23 protein-coding genes are annotated in these 25,905 nt (G+C 59.2%); 4 read left to right on the forward strand and 19 right to left on the reverse strand.

Annotated elements, in window-relative coordinates:
• From lpxK to ald, 17 genes are all read right to left on the reverse strand, one after another.
• On the reverse strand, nt 1–1,002 hold a 1,002-nt coding region (gene lpxK / locus V3W31_06760; GenBank protein MEE9614638.1), incomplete at its 3' end, for a tetraacyldisaccharide 4'-kinase.
• Nucleotides 1,003–1,008: 6 nt separating this feature from the next.
• Nucleotides 1,009–2,325 carry a 3-deoxy-D-manno-octulosonic acid transferase gene (locus V3W31_06765; GenBank protein MEE9614639.1) on the reverse strand — a complete coding sequence of 439 codons (1,317 nt, stop codon included), beginning with the start codon at nt 2,323–2,325 and terminating at the stop codon, nt 1,009–1,011.
• Nucleotides 2,326–2,457: 132 nt separating this feature from the next.
• A complete protein-coding gene (locus V3W31_06770) occupies nt 2,458–3,024 on the reverse strand; it encodes a lysophospholipid acyltransferase family protein (GenBank protein MEE9614640.1) in 567 nt (188 codons plus the stop codon).
• Between the two features lie 25 nt (nt 3,025–3,049).
• Nucleotides 3,050–4,831 (reverse strand): lipid A export permease/ATP-binding protein MsbA, encoded by a 1,782-nt coding sequence (gene msbA, locus V3W31_06775; GenBank protein ID MEE9614641.1) that lies wholly within the window; start codon nt 4,829–4,831, stop codon nt 3,050–3,052.
• The gene (gene lpxB, locus V3W31_06780; protein MEE9614642.1) at nt 4,828–5,970 is read right to left on the reverse strand and encodes a lipid-A-disaccharide synthase; all 1,143 of its coding nucleotides are present in this window, start codon (nt 5,968–5,970) and stop codon (nt 4,828–4,830) included. Before lpxB ends, msbA begins: the two co-directional genes overlap by 4 nt.
• Before the next feature lie 48 nt (nt 5,971–6,018).
• Complete coding sequence (locus V3W31_06785; protein MEE9614643.1) at nt 6,019–7,023, reverse strand: Gfo/Idh/MocA family oxidoreductase; 1,005 nt, start codon at nt 7,021–7,023, stop codon at nt 6,019–6,021.
• Nucleotides 7,023–7,862, reverse strand: coding sequence for an acyl-ACP--UDP-N-acetylglucosamine O-acyltransferase (lpxA, locus tag V3W31_06790; protein MEE9614644.1), 840 nt, complete (start codon nt 7,860–7,862; stop codon nt 7,023–7,025). The genes V3W31_06785 and lpxA overlap by 1 nt, the downstream gene beginning before the upstream one ends.
• Nucleotides 7,859–8,311, reverse strand: coding sequence for a 3-hydroxyacyl-ACP dehydratase FabZ (fabZ, locus tag V3W31_06795; GenBank protein ID MEE9614645.1), 453 nt, complete (start codon nt 8,309–8,311; stop codon nt 7,859–7,861). The genes lpxA and fabZ overlap by 4 nt, the downstream gene beginning before the upstream one ends.
• Nucleotides 8,312–8,347: 36 nt before the next feature.
• Nucleotides 8,348–9,391 carry a UDP-3-O-(3-hydroxymyristoyl)glucosamine N-acyltransferase gene (lpxD, locus tag V3W31_06800; GenBank protein ID MEE9614646.1) on the reverse strand — a complete coding sequence of 348 codons (1,044 nt, stop codon included), beginning with the start codon at nt 9,389–9,391 and terminating at the stop codon, nt 8,348–8,350.
• Between the two features lie 9 nt (nt 9,392–9,400).
• A complete protein-coding gene (locus V3W31_06805) occupies nt 9,401–9,916 on the reverse strand; it encodes an OmpH family outer membrane protein (GenBank protein MEE9614647.1) in 516 nt (171 codons plus the stop codon).
• A gap of 33 nt (nt 9,917–9,949) precedes the next feature.
• Nucleotides 9,950–12,634, reverse strand: a complete 2,685-nt coding sequence (gene bamA, locus V3W31_06810; protein MEE9614648.1) for an outer membrane protein assembly factor BamA — start codon at nt 12,632–12,634, stop codon at nt 9,950–9,952.
• A gap of 47 nt (nt 12,635–12,681) precedes the next feature.
• Complete coding sequence (locus V3W31_06815; protein MEE9614649.1) at nt 12,682–13,356, reverse strand: ABC transporter ATP-binding protein; 675 nt, start codon at nt 13,354–13,356, stop codon at nt 12,682–12,684.
• Nucleotides 13,357–13,371: 15 nt separating this feature from the next.
• Complete coding sequence (locus tag V3W31_06820; GenBank protein ID MEE9614650.1) at nt 13,372–14,583, reverse strand: cyclic nucleotide-binding domain-containing protein; 1,212 nt, start codon at nt 14,581–14,583, stop codon at nt 13,372–13,374.
• Nucleotides 14,583–15,845 carry a lipoprotein-releasing ABC transporter permease subunit gene (locus V3W31_06825; GenBank protein ID MEE9614651.1) on the reverse strand — a complete coding sequence of 421 codons (1,263 nt, stop codon included), beginning with the start codon at nt 15,843–15,845 and terminating at the stop codon, nt 14,583–14,585. The genes V3W31_06820 and V3W31_06825 overlap by 1 nt, the downstream gene beginning before the upstream one ends.
• 6 nt (nt 15,846–15,851) lie before the next feature.
• The gene (lysS, locus tag V3W31_06830; protein ID MEE9614652.1) at nt 15,852–17,423 is read right to left on the reverse strand and encodes a lysine--tRNA ligase; all 1,572 of its coding nucleotides are present in this window, start codon (nt 17,421–17,423) and stop codon (nt 15,852–15,854) included.
• 180 nt (nt 17,424–17,603) lie between these two features.
• Nucleotides 17,604–19,421 carry a DNA helicase RecQ gene (gene recQ, locus V3W31_06835; GenBank protein ID MEE9614653.1) on the reverse strand — a complete coding sequence of 606 codons (1,818 nt, stop codon included), beginning with the start codon at nt 19,419–19,421 and terminating at the stop codon, nt 17,604–17,606.
• Nucleotides 19,418–20,533, reverse strand: a complete 1,116-nt coding sequence (ald, locus tag V3W31_06840) for an alanine dehydrogenase (protein MEE9614654.1) — start codon at nt 20,531–20,533, stop codon at nt 19,418–19,420. The genes recQ and ald overlap by 4 nt, the downstream gene beginning before the upstream one ends.
• Nucleotides 20,534–20,777: 244 nt before the next feature.
• Between ald and V3W31_06845 the strand changes: the two genes are divergently transcribed.
• The 3 genes from V3W31_06845 (at nt 20,778) to V3W31_06855 (ending at nt 23,405) form a co-directional block, all read left to right on the forward strand.
• Nucleotides 20,778–21,884, forward strand: a complete 1,107-nt coding sequence (locus V3W31_06845) for an NADH:flavin oxidoreductase (GenBank protein MEE9614655.1) — start codon at nt 20,778–20,780, stop codon at nt 21,882–21,884.
• A gap of 104 nt (nt 21,885–21,988) precedes the next feature.
• The gene (locus tag V3W31_06850; GenBank protein MEE9614656.1) at nt 21,989–22,459 is read left to right on the forward strand and encodes a hypothetical protein; all 471 of its coding nucleotides are present in this window, start codon (nt 21,989–21,991) and stop codon (nt 22,457–22,459) included.
• A 148-nt stretch (nt 22,460–22,607) separates the two neighbouring features.
• A complete protein-coding gene (locus tag V3W31_06855) occupies nt 22,608–23,405 on the forward strand; it encodes a substrate-binding domain-containing protein (GenBank protein ID MEE9614657.1) in 798 nt (265 codons plus the stop codon).
• Nucleotides 23,406–23,413: 8 nt separating this feature from the next.
• Here V3W31_06855 and V3W31_06860 read toward each other — a convergent pair whose 3' ends face one another.
• Nucleotides 23,414–24,490: an acetoin utilization protein AcuC gene (locus V3W31_06860; protein MEE9614658.1), complete on the reverse strand. Its 1,077-nt coding sequence runs from the start codon at nt 24,488–24,490 to the stop codon at nt 23,414–23,416.
• A 124-nt stretch (nt 24,491–24,614) separates the two neighbouring features.
• Here V3W31_06860 and V3W31_06865 point away from each other — a divergent pair, with 124 nt between their 5' ends.
• Nucleotides 24,615–25,265: a plastocyanin/azurin family copper-binding protein gene (locus V3W31_06865; protein MEE9614659.1), complete on the forward strand. Its 651-nt coding sequence runs from the start codon at nt 24,615–24,617 to the stop codon at nt 25,263–25,265.
• An 11-nt stretch (nt 25,266–25,276) separates the two neighbouring features.
• Here the strand turns inward: V3W31_06865 and V3W31_06870 are convergent.
• A partial coding sequence (locus V3W31_06870; protein ID MEE9614660.1) for a tetratricopeptide repeat protein occupies nt 25,277–25,905 on the reverse strand: 629 nt, incomplete at its 5' end.

Raw genomic sequence — 25,905 nt, forward strand, 5'->3', positions numbered from 1 at the left:
CCATACGGATATACCCGCGCCGCAAAGAGGTTTTAGCTTCACCGCGTCCTTCCCGGTCGTAACGACTATATCCGCCCCTTGAGACGCGTCCTCTATCTCCTTCATCTCCGCCGGTGTATAGCGGTGGTGGTCCGGATAGGCAAGGTATCCGACGACCTCGGCGCCCGCTTCGCGAAGCGTTTCGAGGAACGAGCCGGGCTCGGCTATGCCGGCCACGGCAAGGACTCTTTTTCCGTTAAGGCGCTCTACGCCCGTTCGGGTATCGCTCTTGACCTCGACGAGCCCGGTGGGGTTGTAGGAGAACTTTATTACGGGCTTTTTCAGTTCGGCTGCCGGGGGGTTGTCCGGCCCGTCACCCTTTACCATTACAATATCCGCTCTGGCCACGGCATTGACAGGTTCTCTCAGTACACCCCTTGGGACCAAGAAGCCGTTGCCAAAGCCTCTTTTCGAATCAAGAAGGAGAAGGTTTACGTCCCTTTCGATCTTTATGTGCTGGAAGCCGTCGTCGAGCAGCAGCACGTCGGGCGAGAACCTTTCAATCGCAAGCCGTCCGCTCCGGACCCTCTCCTCTCCCACTATTACAGGCACCCCCTCGAGCCTTTCCGCCATGAGGCACGGCTCGTCACCCGCCTCTTCCGGGCCGAGCAAAACCCGCTCTCCATCGGATACGACCTTCACGCCTTTGGAGCTCCTCCCGTAACCCCTGCTGAGTATCGCCACCTTCATGCCTTTCTCGCGCAACCGGGAGGCTATATATATGGTAACCGGCGTCTTGCCGCTGCCGCCGACGGTAATGTTACCGACGGATACGACCTTGCAGGGGAGTTTTTCGCTTTTGAGCAACCCGGTGCCGTAGAGAAAGAGCCTGAGTTTCACGGCCGCGCCGTAGACGAGAGAAAGGAGATAAAGGGCTACATGGGGCGCCGTGCCGATATCCTTCTCGTTCATCCACCTTTCAAGAACGGACGCTTTCTCCCTCTCTCTTACGCCGTCTTCCATATGAGCTTATACCTCTAGGAACCCTTCTATAATGTGGAAAACCTTTTCGGTAGCGCCTCTATTGGCCTCCACCGCCTCGGCCGCGGCCTTTCCCATCTTCTCCCTCAATGCCCCGTCCTTCAATATCTCTCTTAGCGCCTCTTTGAGCCCTTCCCCGTCACTCACCCTCTTCGAGGCCCCCACCCCCCCCGCCCGCTCGAGCATCTCCGCCATCTGCAGGTAGACGTTTACGTGGGGGCCGTAGACGACAGGCTTTCCGAAGAGCGCGGGCTCGAGCAGGTTATGCCCCCCTATCTCGACGAGCGTCCCGCCGACGAAGGCGACGGTCGAGATGCCGTAGACCCGGCCGAGCTCCCCCATCGTGTCGAGGATGATTACGTCCGGCCGGCCCGACCCGGCCCTCTCTCCGCCCCCGGCACTCCTCCTGGAGAACGCAAGCCCGGTCCCCCTGACGATAGACTCCACCTCGTCGAACCTCTCGGGGTGCCTGGGCGCCAGGACGAGTTTAAGTCCCTGGAACTCCTCCCTCAACTCTTTGAAGGCCCTTAGTACTATCTCCTCCTCGCCGGCATGGGTGCTTCCGGCAACGACCACCCTGTCGTCCGGCCGGAGGCCGAGCGAGCTCTTCAACTCTGCGGCGTCCGCCGGACCAAGCCCCTTCGCTTCCATATCGAACTTTATGTTCCCGGCCACGACCATCCTCTCCGGCGGCACCCCGAGTTCCAGCGCCCTCCGGCCGTCCTCGTCGGTCCGGGCGCAGAAACGTGAGATACTCGCAAACGCATCCTTGAAGAGGAAGTGGAAACGACGGTATCCCCTGAAGGACCTCTCCGATACGGTCCCGTTCACGACCACTATGGGAACGGCCCTCTCCTTCAGCGCGCGCACGAAGTTGGGCCAGACCTCTTTTTCCACGACGACGAACGCGGCGGGGTTTATACGCCTTACAACGCTCCTTACCACCCAGGAGAAGTCCACGGGGAAGTATAAGAGGGAATCGATAAGCCCCTCTCCCTCTTTTTCGGCCACGCTGTTACCCGTCGGAGTTACGGTCGAGAAGACGACCTTTAACTCGGGGTGCCGCTCCTTCAGGAGCCTCACAAGCGGCAGCACGGCCTTTGTCTCCCCCACGGAGACCGCATGGAACCATACTACCCTCCCCCCTCCCCCCGCAAGCGCTTCGAGCCTCTCCGGGGCGATGAAGCCGAACCGCTCGGCCGTGCCGCTACGGTACTTTCCCAGAGAGATGCTTCTGAAGATAAAGTAGGGGATGAGGAGGATAAAAGCCAGGTGGAGGACTATATCATAGAAGGTATGGATCATTCCGTTGGAGCTTTCTCAGGCCGTTGGAGCTTTCTCAGGAGAAGTAGCCGTCCGCGCGGGCCGTTATGTCGTTAAGGCTCTTTTCGAGCTCGAGCCGCTTACTCTCGAACTCCTCCTCCCCGGCGTCCCGGCTTACATGAATGGGGTCGCCGCAGATAAAGACCCCTCTCGAGAAAGGAGCGGGCAGGATAAACCCGTCCCAGCTCTTAAAGGTTTTTTTTTTGAAGCACCGAAGGTCCAGGGCATTATGGGCAGCCCGGTCATGGACGCTAGCTTTACGGCGCCCATCTTGGCCTCGAACACGGGGCCCCTCGGGCCGTCCGGAGTTATGACTAAGTGCTCTCCTTCGGCGGCGGCCCTTACCAGTCCCATCATGCCTTCGGCCCCCCCCCGGGTGGACGAGCCCCTTACGCACTTCATCCCGAACCTCTCGAGGACCCTCGCTAAAAGCTCCCCGTCCCCGTGCCTGCTGACGAGGAGGGTCGCTATGTGACCTGGGCTCGCATACGTCATCATAAGGAGCCTGCCGTGCCAGAAGGCCACTATTATCTTCCCGCCCTCATCGAGTCTTTTTTGCAGGTGGTCGAAGTTCACATGGGTAAACCGCATGGTCGCGGCGATAAACCTTATAAGGAGCGAGCCGAGGAAGGTCAGGGCCTCTATGACTATTCGGCTTTTCAAAATCTTCTTGAGCTTCATCTATTACACCTTTTCCTCGGAGCGGTCATGCTATCTTCTCCTGCCCGCCGAACTGCAGGTTGTAGACTCGTGCGTACTCGCCGCCGAGCGCGAGGAGCTCCTCGTGCCGGCCCGTCTCAACGATAGAGCCGCCGGAGAATACGATTATCCTGTCCGCGTTCTTAACGGTGGAGAGCCTGTGGGCTATGACGAAGCTCGTGCGCCCCTCCATGAGGTTCTCCAGCCCCTTCTGCACCTCGACCTCGCTCTCGGTGTCGAGCGCGCTGGTGGCCTCGTCCATTATGAGTATGGGGACGTCGGTGAGTATGGCCCTCGCTATCGAGACCCTCTGTCTCTGTCCGCCGGAGAGGGTGATCCCACCCTCGCCTATGACGGTGTCGTAGCCGTCGGGGAGCTTCGAGATGAAGTCGTGGGCGTTGGCCGCCAGCGCCGCGGCCCGGATATCCTCCATGCGCCTCTCCGGGTCTCCGTAGGCGATATTCGCCCTCACGGTATCGTTAAAGAGTACTACCTGCTGGGAGACCATGGCTACCTGCGACCTCAAGGAGGTAAGGTCTATGTCCCTTATGTCCGTACCGTCTATAAAGATGCCCCCCCCGGTTACGTCGTAAAACCTCGGTATGAGGTTTACGAAGGTCGTCTTTCCCTCCCCGCTGGCCCCCACCAGCGCAACCTTCTCGCCCTTCTCGACCCTGAGGCTCACGCCCTTAAGGACCGGCTCCTCTCCGTAGCTGAAAGAGACCCCCCTGAATTCCACCCCCTCGCTTAACCCCGTAATCTTCTCGGTTCCCTTCCGCGCCTCAAACTCGCCGGGCGTGTCCATTACCTCGAAGACGCGCGAGGCCGCGGCAAGCCCCTGCTGTATGGAAAGGTGCACTCCGTTAAGCGCCTTCAAAGGCCTGAAGAGCATAAGAACGGCGGCAAAGAAAGAAATGAAGGACTCCGGCGCCAGGGTGCCGCTGGTTATCCTGTGCGCCGCGTACCATATAGTGAGCGCGAACCCCACGGCGCCGATCATCTCCATAAGCGGGTTCGACATGCCACGCACCCGTATGGTCCTTAGACTGTACTTCGTAAAGCGCTCGTTTTCACGGGAGAACCTGTCCACCTCATACTCTTCGGTGCCGAACGCCTTGACCACCCTTACGCCGGTTATGGTCTCGTAGAGGAGCGACGTCAGGGCGCCCATCGTAATCTGTCCCTTTTTGGACTCCCTCCTCATCCTCTTGCCGAGCGTCCTCATGGGATAGAGGGCAAGGGGGAAGGCTACAAGGGCTACAAGGGTCAGTTCCCAGTCCATATATACTACTACGGAGAGAAGGGCGACTACCGTCAGTACCTGCTTGAAGATGACCGCTACGGCGTTTACGGTCGTCCTCTGGAGCATGTTCACGTCGGCCGTAAGGCGGGACACGAGGGTCCCTGACGGGTGGGAGCTGAAGTAGTCCACCGGCAGGGTCAGGGTGTGCTCGTAGAACTTTTTTCTCAAATCGGTTACCACCCTCTGCCCGACATAAGACATATAGTAGGTGTTGCCGAAAGCGCTCAACCCCCTTAAAATAGCTACGGCTATTATGACAAGCGGGATGGCCATGACCATCTTCTCCCTCGGTATGACAAAGAGGTCGAAGGGGATTAAAGGCCGGGAGGCCGGGACGTCGGGGGAGAAGAGGAACTTCATGGCCGGTCCTATGAGGTAGGCCATGGCCCCGTTGGTGATCGCGAAGACCACCATGCACACGACCGCCAGGACAAGGGTCAACCAGTATGGACGGACGAACTCCAGGAGCCTCATGAACATCTTCATGGGGCGCCCTCCATCACCTTCCTTACGGCCATTGCCGCCCGGCCGGCCGCGTCGTGCCCGTCCACCTTATCCCTCATGGCTTCAAGAGACTCCTCCATGGTCCTGCGCCTCTCGGGGTCTTTGAGTATGCCGAGGAGTTCCCTGGCTATGTTCGGGGGAGTCACCTCCTCTTGAATCAGCTCCGGCACGATCTTTCCGCCGGAGATTATGTTCGGCAGTCCCAGGAGGTCGATATCTATAAGGGTCCTGATTATAAGGGCCGAGACAGGCGAAACCTTGTAGACTATAACCATGGGGGTCTTAATGAGGGCGGCCTCGAGCGTGGCGGTGCCGGATGCGACAACGGCCGCGTCGGACGCCCTAAGGGTCTCGTACGTCCTGCCGTGAAGGAGCTTTACCGGTAGAGGGCTTGCACTAAGCAGCCGTTCAAGCTGAGCGTCGTCTATGGAGTCGGCTACGGGGAGTACGACCTCGAACTTAAATCCCGGCTCCGCTCCGACAACACCCATCGCCTCCGCCATGGGAGGGAGGAGGAGCTCCACCTCCTCGACCCTGCTGCCGGGAAGCAGCGCTATAACGGTACTGTCCTCGGCGAGACCCAGATAGCCCCTCGCCTCGGCCTTCGTCATGTCGCAGGAGACGGTATCCACGAGCGGATGTCCCACGTACTCGACGTCGAGCCCGGTATCTTTATAAAGCTCCGCCTCGAACGGGAGCACCACGAGCATCTTATCCACGAGACGCGCTATCTTTCCTATCCTTCCTTTGCGCCATGCCCAGACCTGCGGGCTTATGTAGTATACGACCGGGACCCCGCTTTTTTTCGCGAGTGCGGCGAAACGCAGGTTGAAGTCCGGGTAGTCTATGAGGACCACGCAGTCGAAACGTTCGCTCTTCAGAAGCCTTTTGAGATATCCGAACGCCTTTTTTATGGGGGGAAGTTTTTTAACGGCCTCGACTATCCCCACGACGGCAAGGGGTGTGGAGTCCAGCCCCTCGAGCCCCGCGGCCCTCATCTTCTTCCCGCCCATGCCCTTGACCACGAGCGAGGGCATTGCGGCCTTGAGGGCCTTTATGAGGTTGGCGCCGTGGAGGTCCCCGGAGGCCTCTCCGCTTATCATCAGTATGCTGCCGGTCATATCTTCCCGTGGTGGGGTGGCGGGGGGGGTGGGGGGTGGAAAAACCCCTTATTGCCCGGCAACATCGGAGGCCTTTTTCATATAGCCCCGAAAAACGGCCATCGAGCTGTCCACCGACTCCTGTATCCGGTGTGCCACTTCGAGCGCCCTCCGTCCGTCCCTGCCGGAGACAAGCGGCGCCTTCTTCCCGGCGGAACACTCTATGAAGGACTTTATCTCCTCCATTAGCGAGTCCTTCCTCTCTATGTCGAGCTCCTCGCGGACTATCGCTGGCGGCCCTCCCTCCTCTCCCTTCATGCGCCTTGAGATGGAGATGTGCTGGGCCGCGTAGTCGATGGCAATGTAGGCGTCCGGCTGAAAGAGCCTGGTCCTCCGGAGCCTCTCGTTGGAGACCCGGCTCGCCGTGACGTTTGCCACGCAGCCGTTCGTGAACTTCAGTCTCGCGTTGGCTATGTCGACCTTGTCGGAGATAACCGGTATGCCCACGGCCTCGACGGCCTCGACGTCCGCGTCCACGAGGTTCAGTATGATATCGATGTCGTGTATCATGAGGTCGAGCACCACGTCCACGTCCAGCGCCCTCGTGGTAAAGGTGGAGAGCCTGTGGGCCTCTATGAACATGGGGGCGGTGAGCTTGCCCTCGAGCGCCACCACCGCGGAGTTGAACCTCTCGAGGTGTCCGACCTGGAGTACCGCCCCGCGCTTTTCCGCCTCTTCTATAAGGGCCCCGGCCTCTTCCGCGGTAACGGCTATGGGCTTTTCTATAAGGACGTCCACCCCTTTCGAGAGAAAGTCCATACCTATTTCATGGTGGGTCTCCGTGGGGGTAACGACACTTACCGCGTCCACCCGGTCCAGGAGGTCCTTATGGGAGGGAAACGGTTCGGTCGAGACCTTCGCCGCCACCTCCCGGGCTTTTTCCAGGTCCAGGTCGGCCACGCCCACCAGCTCCACGCCCTCGAGCTCGGCGTACTTCTCGGCGTGGAAGCGGCCCAGATAGCCGGTCCCCACCACACCCGCCCTTATTTTTGTTCTGGTTTTCCTTCCGGCCATTAGCCTTCCTCTCCCTCGGGCCGAACCTTTATCCTCTCCCTCATCACCCCCCGCGTGGACTTCTCAATGAACTCGATAAACCTCTTCGCGTGGACCGAATCGCCGGCCTCGGACTTGAGTTTCTCGACGGCCTCCTTCATTTTCAGATGGGAGCGGAAGAGGATATTGTACCACTTCTTTATCTCCTTGATGTCGGCCCTTGAAAAGCCCTGTCTCCTCAACCCGACCGCGTTGAGCCCGAAGATATGGGCCCTGTTGCCGACCGCCATAACGTATGGGGGGACGTCTTTACTTACGGCCGAGGCCCCCCCGACCATAGAGTACGCCCCTATACGCACATACTGGTGTATGGGCACGAGCCCCCCCACTATGGCGTGGTCCTCCACCGTCACGTGGCCGGCGAACGTGGCGGCATTGGCCACTATCACGTCATTGCCTACCTCACAGTCATGGGCTATGTGCACGTAGTTCATAAAGAGGTTGTCATCGCCGCAGACGGTCTTCCCTTTGCCCCTGGCGGTACCCCTGTGTATGGTCACGAACTCCCTTATTATATTGTTGTCGCCTATGACGGTCTCGGTCTCCTCGCCCTTGTAGCCGATGTCCTGGGGGGGGGCGCCTATGGACGTGAACTGGAAAACCTTACAGTTCTTTCCTATGGAGGTCCTCTCCTCTATAACCACGTGAGGGCCTACCCATGTGTCCCTGCCTATCCGGACCCCTTCGCCTATAACCGAATACGGCCCCACCGCGACGCCCGTATCGAACTCCACGCTCGGGTGTACCAGGGCCGTAGGGTGTACCCGGACTTCCTTCGTTTCAGCTGCCGGTTTCGTCATTCCCCCGCTTCCCTCTCCACTATGGTCGCCATGAGTTCCGCCCCGGCGACGAGTTTATCCCCCACATACGCCTCGCCCTTGAAGGACCATATCGTCCCCCTGACCTTCTTTACCTCGAGTGTCATTTCAAGGGTGTCGCCGGGCATGACCGGACGCCGGAACCTCGCCTTGTCCACCCCCATGAAGTAAACGAGCTTGTTCTGCGCTCCGGCCGACTTGAACGCGAGGATGCCGCCCACCTGCGCCATGGCCTCTATTATGAGGACCCCCGGCATTATCGGGTGGTCTGGGAAATGGCCGAGGAAAAAGGGCTCGTTTATGGTGACGTTCTTTATCCCCTTCGCCCTTTTGTTCTCCTCGAACTCCACCACCTTGTCTATGAGAAGAAAGGGATAGCGGTGGGGCAGGATGCCGAGTATCTCGTTTATGTCTATCGTTTTATCCGTCACCGTGACCTCCTTTTCGTTTCGCGGGGGTGCGCGCTCCTACTTGCCTTTACCCTCCAGGGCCTCGACCTTTTTTTCAAGCTCCCTGAGTTTTTTCTTCATCTCGGGAAGCTTTGAAAATATGCTCTGTGCCCGCAGCCACTCCCCGTGCGGGAGGGCCGGGTAGCCCGTGAACACCCCTTTGGGCGGCAGGATGTTTTTAACCAGCGACTGCGCACCTACGGTGGTGTCGTCCCCTATCTCGATATGGTCGATAACGCCGGCCTGGCCGGCGAGCGTGACGCGGTTGCCTACCGTGGTACTGCCCGCTATGCCCACCTGGGCTACTATGATGGCGTCCTCCCCGATCCTGACGTTGTGGCCGAACTGTACGAGGTTGTCTATCTTGGTACCCCTGCCTATGACCGTCTCGCCGGTGGTGGCCCTGTCCACGGTAACGCAGGCCCCTATCTCCACGTCGTCCCCGATCCTGACGATACCGACCTGGGGGATCTTATGGTGTCTCGAGCCGACCTTCACATAGCCGAAGCCGTCACCGCCTATAACCGAGTTACAGTGTATAACGACCCTCTTTCCTATCTTCGTCCCCTCCCGTATCGACACGTTAGGGTATATGACGGTCCCGTCGCCTATCCGGACGTCCCTGCCTATGTAAACGCCGGGCATTATTACGACCCCGTCGCCGAGCCTCACGCCGCAGTCCACGAAGGCGTTAGCGCCTATGGACACGTCCCTGCCGAAAACGGCGTCCGGATGGACCTCCGCCCCGGGGTGGACGCCCGGCGGCGGCGGAGGCTGAGGACTCAACTCTTTAAGTATTGCCGTCCAGGCCAGCATGGGATTTTCGACCAGAAGCAGATTTATTCCTTTTCCTTCATCCCCCGCCCCGCCGTCGCGGACTATCACGGCCCCGGCGTCCGTGGCCTCCAAAAGCCGGGCGTACTTGGAACTCGCGCAGAAGCTTATGTCTCCGGGGCCCGCCCCCTCAAGCCCGGCCGCCCCGGTGATTACTACCGAGCCGTCTCCGGCCACGCGGCCTCCGACAAGGACGGCCAACTCTTCAAGGGTCTTCTTAACGGTCATGGTCCGCTCTTACTTTACCTTCCCGTCGTACGCCTTTATTACCGCGTCCGTCACGTCCGCACTGGGGGGGGCATAGAGGATGCCGCCTACGGTGGCTTCGAAGATAAAGGTATACCCCTTATCCTTGGCCACCTCCTCGACCACGTCCCTCAGCTCCTCGATTATCCTCTTTTCCGTCTCCTCCCGTTTCCTGTTGAACTCCTCGCCGTACTGGGCGAACCGCTTCTGGAACTCCCTGCTCTTCTCCCTGAACTCCTGCTCTTTGGCCTTGCGCGTATCCTCGTTCCATACCGCGCCCTTCTCATCCATCTCGTCCTTGAGTTTCTTCAGCTCCTCCTGCTTCCCGTTCAACTCCTCTTCCTTCTGCTTGGCCTCCGTCTGAAGGTCTTCCCTTGCCTTTATCCCGGCCGTGCACTCGTTAAGCGCCCTCTGGAGGTCCGCATAGCCTATTTTCAGGTCCGCGGCGAAGGCCTGTGCCGAGCATACCAGCAACGCCATGACCGCCATTGAAATCATCTTCTTCATATTACTCTCCTTTTGTATTTATTCCGTCTCCGGTTAGAACATTCCGCCGACGGTAAACTCCCAGATACTCTGTTTTTCGTCGTCCTCCGGGTCGAGGTTATATCCCCACTCTATCCTTATGGGCCCTATGGGCGAGAACCATCTCACGCCCACCCCGATGCTCTCCCTCAAGTCCCCAAACTCCACCGAGCCGTCATAGGCGTTGCCCATGTCGAAGAAGACGACCCCCTTCATCTTGTAGTCCGGGAAGAGGGGGAAGATGAGCTCGGTGTTCATCACCACCATCGTGTCTCCGCCTATGTTCTCGCCCGTAACCGGGTCCTTCGGGCCTATGGAGCGGGTCTCAAAGCCCCTTAGGGAGTTTATGCCCCCCAGGAAGAACCTCTCGTAAATCGGGACCTCCTTGCCTGCGAAGCTGTGCACGTAACCGTAGGCCCCCCTTAAGGCTAAGGTAGTATCCCACGGCATCGGGAAGTATCTCAACGCGGAGATGTTGTACTTTGCGAAGTTGATGTTGCCGCCGACCGCACCCCCGGCGACCTCCGTGGAAAAGTTCACCAACGAGCCCTCGTTGGGGAAGAAGTAATCGTCGCGCGTGTCGTACACTATCCCGAACCTGACGCTGCTCACCTTGCTGGTGCCCTCCTCCTCCTTTATGGTGGGGCTGGCCGTCTCCGACACGTCGCTTATCTCCACCCTTTCATACCTGTAGCCGATGAACCCGCGGGTGGTCCTTTTATAAACGGGGAAGCCGAAGTTCAACCCGAACCCCTGCTTGTCGGTGTCGAAGTCCGGGTACTCCCTCATCGTATCGAAAATATTGAAACCGGCGGAAAGCGGCTTATCGAACAGCCACGGCTCGGTAAAGCTGAACACGTAGTTGGAGCTCTTGGCGCTCACCGTGCCGGAGAGGTTCAACTTCAGCCCGGTCCCGAAGAGGTTGCCCTGGGAGATGGCGGCCGTGAGCACCACCTTGTCCGAGGAGCTGTAGCCCATGCCGAAGCTCACCGAACCGGTAGGCCGCTCCTCCACCTTCACGTCGACGTTCATCTTGCCCGCATCACTTCCCTCGCTCTCGGTTATCTCCGATTCCTCGAAGTAGCCGAGCCTCCTCAGGTTGCTCCTGCTCCTCTTAAGGCCCGTGGAGGAGTAGAGCTCGCCTTCCTCCACCTCCACCTCGCGCCTTATGACCTTGTCCCTGGTCCTGACGTTACCGGCTATGTCTATCCTCTCTATGTAAACCAGCTCGTTCCTGGTTATATTGATGGTCAGACCAACTGTATTATCCTCCTCATTCACCCCGGTCTTTATGTCGAAGTCCGCGTAGGCGTACCCCTTGTCGCCGTATATGAAGCTCATGGCGTCGACACCCTCGTTGAACCTGGACCTGTTGAACACATCACCGCTCTCTATCTTGAGCGCCTCTCTGAGCTCCTCCCTGGTGGTCAGTATCTCGCCCGTTAATTCTATATCCCCCACCCTGAACCGCGCTCCTTCCTTCAAGGTGATGGTTATATAGAACCACTTCTTGTCCTCGCTCAAGAGCACCCTCTCGTCGACCAGGTCCGCCAGTATATAGCCCTTGTCGAAGTAGTACTTCATTACCTTTGACAGGTCGCTCTGGAAGATGTACTCGTTGAAGGTCCCCGAGCCGGTTATAAAAGAAAAGAGTCCGGCCTTTTTGGTCTCCATGAGGCGCTTTAGCTTCCTGTCCGAGAAGACCTCGTTCCCCGTTATCGTTATCCTCTTTACCTTGACCAGCGCCCCTTCGTCTATATTGAAGACCACGCCGGCCTCGACCCTGTCCCCCTCGTAGATGACCTCGGGCTTCACCGAGGCCAGGTAGTACCCCCCGGCCTCGTAGAGGAGCTTTATCCTCTCGGCGTCCTCCTTGACTATGACCCTGTCGAGCACGGTGCCGGTCTTAACCGTCAGCACCTCGTTAATCTTATCGTCCAGGAACTCCTTGTTGCCGCTCAGGGTTACGCTCTTTACGAGCGGCTTTTCCTCCACGATAAAGGTGAGCACCTTGCCCGAGGCGCCGTCTGAGAGGTCGACGACCACGCCCTCGAAGTAGCCCATGCCGAAGATGCGGCGTATATCATCCTTGACATCGTCCGGGGAGAAGGGACGGCCGACCTTGCTCACGACCTCCTTTACGACCGCCTCGTCATCGACCCTCCTGTTGCCGACCACTTCTATTCTCTCTATGGTGTCCTTCCCGGCCGCAGGCACGGCCTCGGACTGGGCGACCATCCTATCGTACATGGAGCGGGCGGTCCGCTCGATGCCGTCCAGGAGCTCATCCTCGCTATAGGCGTCCTTGTGGTAAAACCTCAGGAGCTTCCCCTCCTTGATATCGAATATGCGCCAGTCCGCGCCGAGCGCCGCGCCGAGGCTGGAGACGGAGCCGAGGATGGCGAAGTCGGCCCCGGCCTTCTTCGATATCTCAATGGCCGTCCCCTCGTCGAAGCTCTCCACCCCGCCTTTGAGCACGAGCCCCTTTATGAGCTCCATGCCCACCACCTCGGCACCCGCATCGTGGAGCGTACCGGCCATGACCTCCATCACACCCCTTCTCAACTCCGATATGTCGACGTCGCTGTGCATGTCGAAGGGAAGTACCGCCACCCTGGTATCCGCCTGCCCGGCCCAGGCATGGTGGGTAAAGACCGAAAATAAAAAGACGGTAATAAAAAGTAATCGAGTAAGTTTCATCTACAGTCGCGTCCCCTCTCTAAGTTGTACGGACCCGTCCCGGGCTTCTAAAGTTCCCGGATCTTCCCGTCCACCATATGCAGCCTCCTCAAGAGCCTGGCGGCCAGCGCCTCGTTGTGCGTGACTACCATGAGAGTTATATCCCTCTCCCTGTTAAGCTTCAAGAGGAGTTCGAACACATCTTCTCCCGTCCTTGTATCCAGGTTGCCCGTGGGCTCGTCGGCGAGTATCACCTCGGGCATCTGCACCACGGCGCGCACTATGGCGGCCCTCTGCTGCTCCCCGCCGGAGAGCTCGCCGGGTTTGTGGTCGAGCCTCTCGCCGAGGCCGACCTCCTTTAAGAGCGCCTCGGCCCTCTCGCTTACCCGTGCCCTGTCATCCCCTCCTATCAGCGCGGGCAGCATTACGTTCTCGAGCGCTGTGAACTCCGGCAACAGGTGGTGGAACTGAAAAACAAAGCCTATGTTCCTGTTCCTGAACGCGGCGAGCCTCTTCTCGTCGAAGCTGAATATGGGCTCGTCCCGGTAGAGCACCTTCCCCTTTGTGGGTCTGTCGAGTGCGCCTATGACGTTCAGCAGCGTGGACTTCCCCACGCCCGAGGCGCCGAGTATGGCAACGGTCTCTCCCTTCTCCACCGTGAGGTCTATGCCGTTCAAGACCTCCACGCTTTTTTTCCCGTTACCGTAAGCCTTGTAAAGACCCTCTACGGAAATGAACGACATGGGCGCGTTCTTTCCCTACAGCATGGGGGCGGCGGAGGCATGCTCCCCGCACCTCACCGCGCCTGCCGTCCGTTCCTTTATGATCCCCTTGAGTATCTCTTTAACCCTGGGGTGGCCTGCGATTATCTCTTTCATAACGGTCCTTGAAAACAGTACCGCCTCGATTTCCGTAACGGCGGTCACGTTCGCCGTGCGCGGCCTGCTCGTGGCAAGCGCCACCTCGCCGAAGAAGTCCCCCTCCTTGAGTTCGGCGATCACCCGCTTCCCGCCCCCGTCCTCATCCGGCACCCATACCTCGACCCTGCCGGCCTTTATGAGATACATGGTGTTGCCCTTCTCGCCCTTCTTCATTACCTCGGCCCCTTTGTCGAACCTCTCCAGGACAAGACGTTTGAGCACCGCTCTCCTGTCCTCCCTCTTCATGGGCCGAAACACCCTCGAATACGCCATGAACCTTTCCACGACGCGCTCCTTGTAAAAATCAAAAAGCACCTTGGACAACCCCGGATGGTTGGAGGCTATAGCGAGCATGTCGGCCCTTTTCATCTCGAGGAGCGCGGTCGGCTCGACGGCCTTGACCGTGGCCGCCCTCTTCTCCTCAGAGAAGAAGCCGAACTCTCCGAAGAACTCCCCCTCGCCGAAAGTCGCCACCCTAACCGCCTTACCGTCCCCGGTCCGGCACACGGCCTCCATGCGGCCGCTCGCGACGATGTATATGGAGTCGCCGTCGTCGCCCTCCCTGAAAATACTCGCACTGCGCCTTACGTTATGGCACCCGACCTTTTTTACGACCTCCAGGAACTCTTCACCAGTCAGATCCGAGAAGAACGGGGTCCGCCGGACCACCGTCTCCGCCCCGGCCGCCGTGGCCCTTTCCCCCTTAACCACCCCGTGTTCAACGCAAAGCTCGGCCAGCCTGCCGTGCACGCCCTCCTTCGAGGGGTCCAGATGGGTTATTACCTTGCATACGGCTATCGCCCTTATAAGAAAGCCCTGCCTTACGAAGCAGTCCGCTGCGGACGTATAGTGCAACGCCGCGCACTCGGAGTCATCAAGCCTCCTCGCTATGTCCCCCAGCCGCACGTATATACGCGGGTCCCTGTCTCCGAACGAGCTTATCTCGTCGTACACGGCAAGGGCGTTTATGAGCTTGCCCTTGGCGAGATACCTCTCGGCCTTCTCCATTAACGCCGTGACCTTCTCCGTATCCCGCCCGGCGAACAACATCACTCATACCTGAGCCCCTCGACCGGGTCCAGCTTCGAGGCCTTCCACGACGGGTAAAGCGTTGCCAGAAAACTTATCGCAAGCGAGACCAGGGCCACAAGCGCCACGAAGTAAGGCTCCACCTTCGACGGCAGTTTGTCGATGTAGTAAACGCTCGGGGGCAGGACCTTGAAGTCAAAAACCCTCTCGAAGAAGCCCACCACCGCCTCGAGGTTCCACGCGCCGACGAGCCCCAGCACGGTCCCCAGGAGCGTCCCGACCACCCCTATCACCACCCCCTCTATCATGAATATCTTCATTATGCCGCCCGAGGTGGCGCCGATGCTCTTCAGTATGGCTATCTCCTTGCCCTTTTCCATAACGACCATTATGAGCGTGCTTATTATGTTCAAGGCCGCGACGAGCACTATGAGCATGAGGATTATGAACATGGCCGCCTTCTCGAGCTTAAGCGCGGAGAAGAGGTTCCTGTTCATCTCCATCCACGTCCTGGTCCAGTAGGGGCCCGTAAGCTCCGCCTCTATGGCTGCGGCCACCTCCTTCGCCCCGTATATGTCGTCTATCTTGACCTCCACGCCGCTGACCGTCCCGTCGAGCTTGAAGAACCTCTGCGCGTTCTCGATGGAGACGAAGGCCAGGCCCGAGTCGTACTCGTACATGCCGAACTCGAATATGCCCGCTACGCGGAAGGCCGCCATCCGTGGCATGGTGCCCATGGCCGCGGTACTCGGGGATACCACGTTGACCTCGCCGCCCACTCTCGCCCCGAGGCTTCTCGCGAGCTCGGCGCCGAGCACTATACCGGGGAGCTCTCCGGTGGCCTGCGTATCATCGAACGAGGCGCCGAGCCCCTCGATCGAGCCCTCCTTCATCCTCTCGGGCAGGAGCGTTACGTCCCCCACGGTCTCGAGGTCCAGCCCCCTTACCACGCTCCCCATGACCCCGGACCTCGACGAGAGCATTGCCTGGCCGTATATGAACGGTGTCGCGCCGACGACCCCGTCCACCCGCCTCACCCCCTCGGCCACCTCCTCGTAGCCGCTCATCGCGCCGCCGAACTCCATCACCACCACGTGGGCGTTCACTCCGAGAATCTTCTCCTTCAGGTCCTCCTCGAAGCCGCTCATGACCGAGAGTACGATTATGAGCGCCGTCACGCCCACGGTAATGCCGAGTATCGATATAAACGTTATGACCGAGATGAAGCCCTGCTTGCGCTTCGCCCCGAGGTACCTGAGCCCGATAAAAAGCTCGTAAGACATCTCTCTTCAGCCCTTTACCTTGAGCGGGGTTTCGGCCTCCTCGGTCGATGAGCGGGCTTCCGGCCCTCCAGACCCTTCCGGCCCCCCCTCGCTCTCCCGCCTCTCTTCCTTCAGGAGGGGGAAGAGTATCACGTCGCGTATCGAAGAAGAATCAGTCAGTATCATGACGAGCCTGTCTATGCCTATGCCCTCACCGGCCGTGGGCGGCATGCCGTACTCGAGCGCCCTCAGGAACTCCTCGTCCATCGGCTGGGCCTCCTGGTCCCCGGCCTCGCGCTCCTTCGCCTGCAACTCGAACCTCTCTCTCTGGTCCACCGGGTCGTTAAGCTCGCTGAAGGCATTGGCTATCTCTTTACCCGCAATGAAGAGCTCGAACCTGTCGACGAGCGAGGGGTCCGAGGCACTCCTCCTTGAAAGGGGGGAGACCTCGACAGGGTAGTGCGTCACGAAGGTCGGCCGGATTAATTTGTGCTCGGCAACGTGCTCGAATATCTCCACCAGGAGCTTTCCGTGGCCGAGCCCCTCGGGAAGTTTCGGGTTTAACCCTTTCAAGAACTCCTCCGCCTTGTCCCTGTCGGTGAAGATATCTTCGCCCGCGTCGGAGTACTTGGCTATCGCGTCCTTTACGGTAATCCTGTCCCAGGGCGGGGTGAAGTCGAGGGGCTCGCCCTGGTAGACGGTCTCCATCGAGCCGTTAAGCTCGTTGACGAGCGAGCTTATCATCTCCTCGGTAAGGAGCATCAGGTCCTCGAACGTGGCGTATGCCTGGTAGAACTCGAGCATGGTGAACTCGGGGTTATGCTGGGTGGATACGCCCTCGTTCCTGAAGTTGCGGTTTATCTCGTAGACCCTTTCGATGCCGCCTATGACGAGCCTTTTAAGGTAGAGCTCCGGGGCTATGCGGAGATAGAGGTCCATCCCGAGCGCGTTATGGCGCGTTATAAAGGGTTTGGCCGCCGCCCCTCCGGGGATGTGCTGCATCATGGGGGTCTCGACCTCCATGAACTCCCGGGAGTCCAGGAACTCCCTCAGGTAGCGCACGATCGCGGTCCTTTTCTTGAATACTTCCTTGACCTCGGGGTTTACCATTATGTCGAGGTAGCGCTGCCGGTACCTTGCCTCGACGTCCTTAAGGCCGTGCCACTTCTCGGGCAGCGGGCTAAGCCCCTTGGCGAGGAGCCTTAAGGTCTTCACCTCAATGGTCAACTCTCCGGTGCGTGTCCGGAATAGCCTTCCACCAACGCCGACTATGTCCCCGACATCGCAGCCCTTGAAGAGGGCCCAAGTCTCCTCATCAAGTATGTCCTTCTTAAAATACCCCTGGAGCCTGCCGCTCCTGTCCTGGATATGGGCGAAAGAGGCCTTGCCGAAACGCCTCAAGGCCACGACCCTCCCGGCGATAAGGGCGCTCTCGTCCTTTGCCTCTAGCTCCTCGGCCGTAAGGGCGCCGAACCTTTCCGCTACCTCGGCCGAGGTCGAGCCCGGCTTAAAGTCGTTCGGGAAGGGGTCTACCCCACTCTCCCTCAAGGCCTGGAGCCTTTCCAGGCGCTGTTTGAACTCCTGTCCTCTACTTTGCAAACCTGTCCCTTATCCCCCTTAAGGCGGAATTTTGCTCAATATCGGAGATTATCGTATTTTGCAGTGGAGAGTCAAGACAAAAGCACGGTTTTCCAAGGGTTTATTGCCCCCCGGACCCCTTGGCCGACCGACGCTGAAGGAGTATTACCGGGGGGAAACCTTCTTAATAAAAAGGTTTCCTCAGCCGTGCTCGCGGATGATATTAAGGAAGTCGTTGCCGTATAGTTCGAGTTTTCGTTCGCCCACGCCTGTAATGGAACGCATTTGGTCAAGCTCTTTGGGGCGGCGGCGTACCATTTCCTCGAAGGTTGTATCGTGGAAGATGACATAGGGCGGCACGCCCTGCGCGCTCGCTATCTCTGTGCGGCGTGTTCTGAGCGCCTCCCAGAGCTTTCCGTCTCCGGATTCCGGGGCCCAGGCCTTGGGGCCCTTCTTGCGCCGGGAGCGTTCTTTCTTCGATTTTCTCTCGGGCTTCTTTTCCTTTCTGAGACGCAGCTGCATTTCGCCTTTCAGTACGGCGCGGGACTCTTCCGTCAATTGCATGGAGCCAAAGCCCTCCACATCCACGCTCAGAAAGTTTCTTGCCACAAGCTGCCGTACGACCGAGCGCCACGCGAGCGCGTCCAGCTCTTTTCCTATGGCGAAGGTGCTCAGCCGGTCGTGGCCGAAACTGCGGACGCGGTCCGTGTCATGGCCGAGCAGGACATCGGTCAGGTGGGCGGCCCCGAACCTCTGGCCGGTCCGGTAGACGCATGAGAGGACTTTTTGAGCCGCAACCGTGCCGTCCCACGTTTCGACAGGCTCAAGACACGTATCACAGTTGCCGCAATTATCCGGGTGCTTTTCACCGAGGTACCCGAGGAGGATCTTACGGCGGCAGGTCGTTACCTCGCACAGGCCCACCAGGGCGTCGAGCTTGTGACGCTCTATGCGTTTTCGGGTCTCGTCAGCCTCGGAGCCTTCGATCATCCGCCTCAGCATGACGATATCCTGCAGACCGTATACCATCCACGCGTTGGCCGGAAGACCGTCACGCCCCGCGCGTCCGGTTTCCTGGTAGTAGGCCTCCATGCTCTTGGGCAGGTCCAGGTGGGCGACAAAGCGCACGTCCGGCTTGTCGATACCAAGGCCGAAGGCTATGGTAGCGACTACTATTATGCCTTCTTCCTTGAGGAAGCGGTCCTGATGGCGCCCGCGGAGTTTCGCGGAAAGGCCCGCATGATATGGCAGTGCCTTAAACCCCTTTTCCTTTAACCACTCGGCTGTGAAGTCGACCTTTTTCCGCGACAGGCAATAGACGATGCCAGCGTCCCCCCGGTGCTCGTCTTCTATAAAACGAAGCAGTTGCTCGCGGGGTTTTTGTTTCAGGGTGATGCGGTAGCGGATGTTAGGCCGGTCGAAGCCGCTTATAAATATCTTCGCTTTTTCGAGGTTCAGGCGTTTTATTATCTCGCTTCGCGTGTACTCATCCGCGGTGGCCGTAAGCGCGATACGTGGTGTATCGGGAAAGCGCTCGTGCAGGACGGAGAGCTGGAGATACTCCCGGCGAAAATCATGCCCCCACTGGGAGACGCAGTGGGCCTCGTCGATAGCGAAGAGAGCAAGGGCGGCACGGTCCAGCAGGTCAAGAAAGCGTGGTGTCATAAGCCGCTCGGGCGCCACGTATACGAGGTCGAGCGCTCCGCCGAGCAGTTGCTCTTCCACGCGCAGGCTCTCATCCGCACCAAGGGTGGAGTTCAGGTAGGCGGCACGCACGCCCGATTGCAGAAGCGCACTCACCTGATCCTGCATAAGGGATATCAGCGGCGAGACGATAATGCCCGTTCCGGGGCGCACCATGGCGGGTATCTGATAGCAGAGCGATTTGCCCCCCCCGGTCGGCATAAGCACCAGCGCATCGGCGCCGGCTATAAGCTGACCGATTACCTCCTCCTGGCGAAAGCGAAAGCTGTCATAGCCAAAGACGGCTCTAAGGATGTGCAGGGCCTTGTCATTCATGAGTTAGGAGATGGAAGGGGGTCGCACTCCATGCCCACCGCTTCGGCGACCGCCGGGTGGGTTATCTTTCCTTTGTGGACGTTCACACCGCTTAAGAGCGAAGGGTCTTCTTTTATCGCCCTTGCGAAGCCGAGGTTGGCGAGCTTCAGGAGGTATGGCGTGGTGACGTTGGTGAGCGCGAAGGTGGAGGTCCGGGGCACGGCACCGGGCATGTTCGTAACTCCGTAGTGCAGGACCCCGTCCACGACGTAGACGGGGTCTGAATGGGTGGTGGGCCTTATGGTCTCCACGCACCCGCCCTGGTCAACGGCCACGTCCACTATGACCGAGCCCTTTTTCATGCGAGAGACGAGCTCCTTGGTTACGAGCGTGGGCGTCCTCGCCCCGGGCGTGTGCACCGCGCCTATAAGGAGGTCGCACTCGACGACGGTCTCCTCTATGTTATAGGAGTTCGACATGAGGGTCTTGACCCTGCCGTCGAGTATGTCCTCTATGTAGGTGAACTTGTTCGTATCTACATCTATTACCGTGACCTCGGCCCCGAGGGCCGAGGCGACCCTCGCGGCGTTTACCCCGACCGTGCCCGCGCCGATTATGAGGATTTTCCCGTGCTCCACTCCGGGCACGCCGCTTAAGAGCACCCCCTCCCCGCCGTAGGGTTTCAGGAGGTGGTGCGCGCCGAGCTGTACCGAGAGCCTTCCGGCCACTTCACTCATGGGCCTTAAGATGGGCAGACCCTCGCCTTCGACTTCGACCGTCTCGTATGCTATGGCCGTAACGCCGCTATCCATAAGGGCTTTGGCGAGCTTCTTTTCAGCCGCGAGATGGAGGAAGGTAAATAGCAGGAGGCCGTCCCTCAGGTAGCCGTACTCGGCCGGCCGGGGCTCTTTTACCTTTATTACGAGTTCGGCCGCGGCAAAGACCTCTTCGGCGCTCTCTAAAAGCTCGGCCCCGGCCTCTTCGAACTCCCCGTCGGTTATGCCGCTTCCGAGGCCTGCGCCGGCCTCGATAACCACCCGGTGGCCGGCTTCGGTAAGCTCCTTAACGCCCGCAGGCACCACCGATACCCGGTATTCGTTTTCCTTTATCTCCGTTGGAACGCCTATTATCAAAAAACCACCTCCTGAGAGCAAGCCCGCACTATACAGAGCGTCAGAACAAAGCAGACCGAGGCGCGACGAAGGCGAGGAGTGAGGCGTACCTTTAGTACGCCGCAACGACGAGCCGAGGAGCAACGAAGGTATGCGAAGTTATGGCGCTCTGTATAAGAGCATATTTTGTTAGAAGGGTATTGTCAAGCCCGGAAAAAGGGGGTATATTTGGAAGGTCGAAGGCTATTAACAAAGGAGACCCCTTATGAGCGAGCTTTTTGAGAACGTATCTATCGGTACGATGGAGCTGCGGAACCGTTTCGTCAGGTCGGCCACGTGGGAGGGGATGGCTGCCGAAGACGGCGGGGTGACCGACGGGCTGGTAGAGATATACAGGGACCTCGCAAAGGGCGGGGTGGGGCTTATACTTACGGGCTTCGCCTTCGTCAACAAGCGCGGCAAGTGCAACGCCGGGATGCTCGGGGCGGACGACGACGCCCTTATCCCGGGCCTTAAGAAGATCGCCGACGTGGTGCACGCCGAGGGCGGCAAGGTCGCCCTCCAGATAGCCCACGGCGGGGCGCAGTCGAGGTTCGAGACGGGCTTCCCGCTCGAAGCGCCGTCGGCCGTTAAGGAGCGGGCCTTCGGCACCGAGCCCGAGGAGATGACGGTCGACGACATAAGGAGGACCGTCACGGACTTTGCCGAGGCCGCGAGGAGGGCGAAGGAAGCCGGCTTCGACGGCGTGGAGATGCACGCGGCCCACGGTTACCTCTTGAGCGAGTTCCTCTCGCCCTACACCAACAGGCGCGAGGACGAGTACGGGGGGCCGATAGAGACGAGGGCCCGGATAGTGGTCGAGGTCTACGAGGCGATAAGGGAAAAGGTCGGCACGGACTGGCCCGTCATGGTAAAGATAAACTCGGCCGACTTCGTCGCGCCCGGCCTTACGGCCGCGGAGTCGGTCATAGTGTGCAAGAAACTCTCGGATATAGGGATAGACGCCATAGAGCTTAGCGGCGGCACTCCGGCCTCGGGCGAGCGCATGCCCGCGAGGGAAGGGATAGACGGGCCCGAGAAGGAGGCATACTTCAGGGTCTGCGCCAAGGAGTTTCGGCCCGAGATTACGTGTCCTTTGATCCTCGTCGGCGGCGTGAGGTCGATAGAGGTGGCGGAGGCGATATACGAAGAGGGCACGGCCGACTTCTTCAGCCTCGCGAGACCCCTTATATCCGAGCCCGACCTGATAAACAGGTGGGCCGGGGGCGACAGGCGTAGGGCCCGGTGCATATCGTGCAACAAGTGTCTTATGGCGGCGGTTAAGGAGGGGAGGCTCTACTGCGTTACGTACTCGGGGAAGGAGGGGGCTTAGTGGCTTTCCCGACCCCACTTTACGTTGTCCTTGCCCGTAAACCTAACCCGTGTTAGTCTTTCCCTGAGAAGGGTTTTAAGCAACCGTTGCCATACCGGAGGTCCATGAACTCTCCCGGGCACACCACAAGGTTTCTCCTTTTTCTCGTCGCGGCGGTAATAGTTTCCACCGGCTGCGGCATGTCGTTCCGGACCCACAAGGACAGCAAGTTCAGGACCGTTACGTGCAACGGCATTAAAAAGGAGGGGAAGACGGCCTACCTCGTGGACCCGGGTAATACATTCGAGAAGGGACAGGGGAAGAAGGTCTATGTGTTTACCGAGTGGTTCGACCTCGAACCCGGCAAGAAGTATGTCGTAAGGTGGGAGTGGTACGCGCCGGACGGCCGGATAATCAGCTCCGGTTCATATACGACGACCCCCAAAGATTCCTACTGGAAGACATGGGGGTGGATGTCCCTTGACCCCGAGGACGAAAGGCCGCCGGGACGATGGACCGTCAAAGTGTTCTTGAACAATTACTACAAGGAAAAGCTGCGCTTTACCGTGGCAGAATCCCCCGCTGCGACGAACTGACCAGCGACAACTCCCTGATGGTGTTTCAGATTCCGGACGACCGCCCCCCTCTATGGCCCCACCCAATGCCATTGAAAACTTCAATTTGACATATTGGTATTATGGCGGCATACTCTAAGGTAGACCCGAACTCAAAGGAGGCCGTGCCATGAGCTTTTTTATAAGGACCGTCGTACTTGCCGCTTTTTCGACCTTGCTCCTTTCGGCCCCGGCGATTGCCGGCGAGGCCATCACCCTCATGGGGGACCCGTGCTCGCTCCCGCTGGCGAAGAAGCTGTCGGAGGCTTTTTCCGAAAGGAACGGCGCCGGGTTCGAGATAACCGGGGGTAAGTGCAACATGGGCGTGCACCGGGCCGCGGCCGGAGAGGTGCAGATAGGGGTCAGCACCCACGCCAACGCCCTGAGCGTCCTCCCCGAGGGGACGGTCAACAACATCGTAGCGAAGTCCCCGATAGTGCTTATCGTAAACAAGACCAACCCGGTGAACGACCTGACCTACGAGCAGGTAAAGGGTATATTCAGCGGCAGGATAAGGAACTGGAAAGAGGTCGGGGGGAAGGACATGGAGATACGGAACGCTTATCTCGCCCCGTGCGTCAGGAAGACCATGGGCCAACAGGCCGCCCCATACGGTGAGGACATAGTGGAGCTTAAGAAGCGGGGGAACCCGGTCGAGAACGCCAACGCGGTTGTCGCGGAGAACGAAGGGGCCCTGGGTCAGCAGATATACGGCTACCACGACGACCGTGTAAAGGTCCTTACCATAGACGGCCTTCTCCCGACCGAGGAGACCCTCCCGGCCAGATACCGCTTCTACCAGGACTATAACGTCGTAACCAAAGGGGAGCCCACGGGGGCGGTGGCGGAGTTCATAAAGTTCGCCAGGGGGCCGGAGGGCAAGGAGGTCATCCGCGCCATAAAGCACATACCGACCGATAACGAGTAAGACATTTTTTACGAGCCTATAAGAGGCAGGACCTCTTTTAACAGGTAATCTATCCCGGTTTGCACGGCCTTCCTGTCGTCCTCCCCGGACGTATCCGGGGCGGGCTTATCCCTTATGGAGGCCAGCCCCTCCATCCCCTCCGCGTGGTTCATAACGGCCCACGCGAGCGTCCACGCCCTCTTTACATTATCCATTTCGTAGCCGCCCCCGCCGAGCGCCACCCACGGGAGGCCGAGCGCCCTGAAGCCCCTCACCATTTCCTCGAAGCCGTTTGTCGTGAGTTGAAGGTGCGTTATGGGGTCGCTCGCGAAGGTATCCACCCCGAGCTGCGTTACGAGCACGTCCGGAGCGAAGGCCTCCATGAACGACGGCACTACCGCGTTAAAACCCCGCACAAACAGGTCGTCTCCGGTGCCGGGAGGGAAGGGGAGGTTTACGGAGTAGCCCTTTCCCTTGCCCGTCCCTATATCCTTTGAAGAACCCGTTCCCGGAAATAAGAACTCCCCGCTCTCGTGGAGCGAGACGGTAAGGACACGGTCGGTATCGTAGAACGCCGCCTCGGCGCCGTCGCCGTGGTGGGCGTCTATGTCCACGTAGGCCACGCGCTTGCCCAGACCCGCGAGATACTTTATGGCGACCACGGGGTCGTTTATGTAGCAAAAGCCCGCGGCCCTCTCCGCCATTGCGTGATGAAGGCCGCCCGCTATGTTAAAAGCGGTCCGGACCTTTCCCCCGGCCACAAACTCGGCGGCCTGAACCGAGGCGCCGGCCGAATAGCACGACCACTCGTATACGCCCGGGAAAGACGGGTTGTCGCCGAAGCCGAGGCCGTACCTGCCCCCATCCGGCGGCACCTCCCCGGAATCGGCTTTTTTCAGCGCCGCGATGTATTCCGGGGTATGCGCAAGCAATACCTCCTCCTCTGTCGCCTTCCTCGCCTCTACAAGTTCGGCACCGGGCAGGTCGAGCAGACCCTTCTCCTCGATAAGCTCGCGGGTGAGCCCGAGCCTCATGGGCCTCATCGGGTGGTCCGCGCCGTAGGAGAAGTCGGCGAAGCGGTCGGAGTATATGAAAGCGGTATTCATCGGTAGCCCTGCGTCAACATTAACATAGATCCGGGTGCCTTAAAATAGAAATGGGGCGCCGCTTGACAAGGCGCATAGCGGGGTATAGGCTCTGAATATAGTTACCAATAAAGGAGGTCAGGCCATGAACCCCAAGAGGTTGGTTTTTCTCTTAATCCTAGCGGCCCTTTTTGCAACAAGCGGGGCGGGGTACGGCGTTGCGTCGGAGATTACGGAAAGGTTCGAAGAGGCCCTTTCCGCTCAAAGCTCCGATATGATGGACCACGTTGTGAGAATAAACATCGAGAAGGTCCCGGGAGAGATCGACGCGCTTATCGAGGAGGCCCTGCTCCCGGAGACAACGGAGGAAAAAAGGGAGTCGAACTTCTACGTAGCCGAAAGCATGGCAATGGAGTATAAAAAAATAACCAGGGATACGAGTCCTCTTAAAGAGGTGAAGAAGAAGATTTTTGAGTCGAGGTTGTCGCCGCCGGTCCGTACGGCACCCTTAAACGGCGTCCACACGGTCGAAGCCCTGTCTACCGAAAAGGTGAAGAACATATTCAGGCCCGACAACGTGACCGTAAAAACAGGCGAGACCGTACGGTGGATAAACAACGATACGGAAACCCACCTGCTCTCCTCTATCCTGTCCTTTGTAGGCAGGGGAGGGCTTTTCTCTCCAAAGATCGAACCGGGGCAGGCATGGGAGTATACGTTCGAGAAACCGGGCGACTATTACTACATATGTTTTATCCATAAGGTGATGTACGGAAAAGTAACCGTGGAGGAATAACCCCGGCAACATCAACCGCCTCCTCCCCCTCCTCCCGCCCCCCCCGCCCCGAGTTCCTTCGCTTTTTTGAAGTTGGCGGCCGCCTCTTCGGCGTTCCCCAACTGCGAATGGATCAAACCCCTGTTGCGGTAGGCGTCCCCGTAGGAGGGGTCGAGCCGCACGGCGGCGTCGAGGTCCCTTATCGCCGGCTCGTGGTTCCCCGCCATGAAGTAAGCCTTCCCCCGGTTATTGTAGGCCGTGACGTTTCCGGGGTTGAGCTCGACGGCCTTCGTAAAGTCCTTTATGGCGGCGGCGAGCTTTCCCGTAATCCCGTAGGCGATCCCCCTGTTGTTGTAGGCGGCGTCGAAGCCGGGGGATATCTCCAGGGCCCGCGAGTAGTCCTCTATCGCGCGGGTGTGGCCGCCCATGGCGCCGTAGGCGTTCGCGCGGCCGTAGTAGGCGCCCGCGCTCTTAGGGTCGAGGACTATAGCGAAGTCGAAGTCCTTAACCGCCCGGCCGTAGTCACCCATGGCGACGTAGGCGTTCCCGCGGTTGAGGTGGACGTCCCTCTCTTCCATGTTCAACTCGATGGCCCTTGTAAAATCCTTTACGGCTTCCTCCGGCATGCCCATGCCGTGGTATACGTTGCCGCGCATGGCGT

The sequence above is a fragment of the Thermodesulfobacteriota bacterium genome (genome assembly GCA_036482575.1).
Classification (GTDB): Bacteria; Desulfobacterota; GWC2-55-46; order GWC2-55-46; family JAUVFY01; genus JAZGJJ01.

Bases quoted from the DNA above. Each gene is read 5' to 3' on its own strand.
- V3W31_06765 (MEE9614639.1), bottom strand. From the start codon at position 2,325: ATGATCCATACCTTCTATGATATAGTCCTCCACCTGGCTTTTATCCTC.
- V3W31_06770 (MEE9614640.1), bottom strand. From the start codon at position 3,024: ATGAAGCTCAAGAAGATTTTGAAAAGCCGAATAGTCATAGAGGCCCTG.
- msbA (MEE9614641.1), bottom strand. From the start codon at position 4,831: ATGAAGATGTTCATGAGGCTCCTGGAGTTCGTCCGTCCATACTGGTTG.
- lpxB (MEE9614642.1), bottom strand. From the start codon at position 5,970: ATGACCGGCAGCATACTGATGATAAGCGGAGAGGCCTCCGGGGACCTC.
- V3W31_06785 (MEE9614643.1), bottom strand. From the start codon at position 7,023: ATGGCCGGAAGGAAAACCAGAACAAAAATAAGGGCGGGTGTGGTGGGG.
- lpxA (MEE9614644.1), bottom strand. From the start codon at position 7,862: ATGACGAAACCGGCAGCTGAAACGAAGGAAGTCCGGGTACACCCTACG.
- lpxD (MEE9614646.1), bottom strand. From the start codon at position 9,391: ATGACCGTTAAGAAGACCCTTGAAGAGTTGGCCGTCCTTGTCGGAGGC.
- V3W31_06805 (MEE9614647.1), bottom strand. From the start codon at position 9,916: ATGAAGAAGATGATTTCAATGGCGGTCATGGCGTTGCTGGTATGCTCG.
- bamA (MEE9614648.1), bottom strand. From the start codon at position 12,634: ATGAAACTTACTCGATTACTTTTTATTACCGTCTTTTTATTTTCGGTC.
- V3W31_06815 (MEE9614649.1), bottom strand. From the start codon at position 13,356: ATGTCGTTCATTTCCGTAGAGGGTCTTTACAAGGCTTACGGTAACGGG.
- V3W31_06820 (MEE9614650.1), bottom strand. From the start codon at position 14,583: ATGTTGTTCGCCGGGCGGGATACGGAGAAGGTCACGGCGTTAATGGAG.
- V3W31_06825 (MEE9614651.1), bottom strand. From the start codon at position 15,845: ATGTCTTACGAGCTTTTTATCGGGCTCAGGTACCTCGGGGCGAAGCGC.
- recQ (MEE9614653.1), bottom strand. From the start codon at position 19,421: ATGAATGACAAGGCCCTGCACATCCTTAGAGCCGTCTTTGGCTATGAC.
- V3W31_06845 (MEE9614655.1), top strand. From the start codon at position 20,778: ATGAGCGAGCTTTTTGAGAACGTATCTATCGGTACGATGGAGCTGCGG.
- V3W31_06850 (MEE9614656.1), top strand. From the start codon at position 21,989: ATGAACTCTCCCGGGCACACCACAAGGTTTCTCCTTTTTCTCGTCGCG.
- V3W31_06855 (MEE9614657.1), top strand. From the start codon at position 22,608: ATGAGCTTTTTTATAAGGACCGTCGTACTTGCCGCTTTTTCGACCTTG.
- V3W31_06860 (MEE9614658.1), bottom strand. From the start codon at position 24,490: ATGAATACCGCTTTCATATACTCCGACCGCTTCGCCGACTTCTCCTAC.
- V3W31_06865 (MEE9614659.1), top strand. From the start codon at position 24,615: ATGAACCCCAAGAGGTTGGTTTTTCTCTTAATCCTAGCGGCCCTTTTT.